General features: G+C 47.9%; 2 protein-coding genes and 1 pseudogene. All 3 read left to right on the plus strand.

Annotated features, from left to right (window positions below; all coding sequences use genetic code 11):
- Positions 1 to 211, plus strand: a pseudogene (locus AB6E51_RS24485) (conjugal transfer protein); the annotation flags it as partial.
- 124 nt (positions 212 to 335) lie between these two features.
- Positions 336 to 998 carry a type-F conjugative transfer system protein TraW gene (gene traW / locus AB6E51_RS24490; protein ID WP_371979966.1) on the plus strand — a complete coding sequence of 221 codons (663 nt, stop codon included), beginning with the start codon at positions 336 to 338 and terminating at the stop codon, positions 996 to 998.
- A gap of 10 nt (positions 999 to 1,008) precedes the next feature.
- The coding region (locus AB6E51_RS24495; protein WP_372140320.1) for a TraU family protein at positions 1,009 to 1,186 on the plus strand (178 nt) is incomplete at its 3' end.

Here is a 1,186-nt window from a genome sequence, read left to right on the forward strand (position 1 = left end):
GCTGATTAAGTCGGGGCTAGATGATAATGAGCATACAAGCATGTTACGCACTTTCGACCACCAACTCAGGGGCATTTTGGATGAGTACGCCCAAGAGCAAAACCTCGTTATTGTGGTGCCTGGCGCGGTCATCAGCGGCACACCAAGCAGAACTGACGTCATACAGCGTCATATCATTAACAAACTCAAAGGCCATCATGACGGGGCATAAAATAACGTTGCCTCACCTGAGCTCGCTTTTCGTTGCGATAACGGGCGAAGCCCTTGTTGAACGAAAAGGAGCACCACTCGAAGAAGGAAATTCTAGAATGAACAATCCAAGTTAAGGAGCACCCATGACTCGAACGCTCTATTTAATTAGCGCATTGTTACTCACCCCCATAGCTCACAGTCAAGATTTAGGACGACATGGTGAGCTTTTCCCCATTGGGGAAGTCGATATGTTGGAGTGGATTGATACGCGCTTAAAACACTTAGAGGCGACGGGCGAAACCGCAAGGATGCAACAAGGTTTTGTCGAGCAGGTCGAACGTAATGTACGCAGACCACCACCGGTTGAGGGATTAACGACCACCACCAACCCGCGCATTTTCTACATTGACCCGTCACTGAAACTGGCCACTGATGTCAAAGACGCCTTTGGCAACACCCTCTATGCCAAAGGCTTAGTCATCAACCCTTTTGATACAAGGACTTGGCCAGTTGATATTCCCAAAACGCAATTTGAGTATCAACACGCGATTGTGTTTTTTGATGGGGACGACCCAAGACAGCGTGCTTGGGCAAAACAATATCAAACACCCAAACCCATCAAGTGGACACTGACCAACGGCAGTCCTGAAGACATTGCCAATCAGTTTGATGCGCGTATTTATTTCGACCAACAAGGAAACTACAGTCGCCAATTTCAACTCTCACACACCCCTGCCATCGTAGAGCAAGATGGCATGCGCTGGAAAGTGACTGAAATTGATGTGACCTCGTTTACGACACCTTAAGGAGAAACCGATGAAAGCCCATGGGTTATTACTGGTTTGCTTACTCACGTTGCCTTGGCAAGCGAACGCCACGTCCGCAGCCTGCACAGGCCATTTTTTAAATCCAATATCGGATATTTGTTGGAGCTGCCTTTTTCCGATGACACTAGGCAGCGTCCCTTTGATTACATCGAAATATCCAGACACTT

Source organism: Vibrio sp. 10N.247.311.47 (assembly GCF_041467535.1).
Lineage (GTDB): Bacteria > Pseudomonadota > Gammaproteobacteria > Enterobacterales > Vibrionaceae > Vibrio > Vibrio crassostreae_C.

Coding starts and splice junctions, on each gene's coding strand:
- traW (WP_371979966.1), top strand. CDS start 336: ATGACTCGAACGCTCTATTTAATTAGCGCATTGTTACTCACCCCCATA.